We start from the raw sequence: 601 nt of genomic DNA on the forward strand, positions 1-601 counted from the left end.
AACTCAGTGGAAGAGCGAGTCAATGTACAAGGTTTGCTGGAAGACTTACATAAAGCTGCGTTAGAGAGTGGCCTTTTTGAGTTGGCCTCTGTGAAATCAAGAACGTTAAGATGTCATAACTGGCTAATTGGTGAAGCGGGTGACAGCCTCGATTTTATCCATATCAATTTTGATTTGTTGTCTGGCCGAACGCCTGAACAAAAGCGAGAATTATCGCGAGCTTTAATGGCTGTGCTTCAAGAACAGGCGAGTCATGTACACAGTTTAACGGTTAACATTCGAGATATGGATGTGGACAGCTTTCAAAAAGTGGTGAACTGAATATAAGGCTTGGCCGACGTTGTTCACGACTTGTTGTTTCTTCCCAAATTAACCCGACTCGGCTACTCTGTATTCTTTCTATTTTTGGATAAAAATTGATGTCGACTAAAGAGTTACTGTTTTCGTTTCACGGACGTATCGATCGCAAAACCTATTGGATTTGGAATGTGATTTACTACATTTCGATTATAGGTTTTGGTGCGGGTATCAGTAAGTTGTTTCCTGCGTTTTCTTACCTGGTACTGCCAATATTCTTGTTGGTACTACTTATTCCTGACTT

At 40.9% G+C, this 601-nt stretch carries 1 protein-coding gene and 1 pseudogene; both read left to right on the plus strand.

Translation table 11 applies throughout. From position 1 onward, the window contains the following. On the plus strand, nt 1–321 hold a 321-nt coding region (locus R7Q46_RS28435; RefSeq protein ID WP_318078476.1), incomplete at its 5' end, for a 5-carboxymethyl-2-hydroxymuconate Delta-isomerase. A 98-nt stretch (nt 322–419) separates the two neighbouring features. Further along, nucleotides 420–601, plus strand: a pseudogene (locus R7Q46_RS28440) (DUF805 domain-containing protein); the annotation flags it as partial.

This window comes from Vibrio sp. 811 (genome assembly GCF_033339195.1).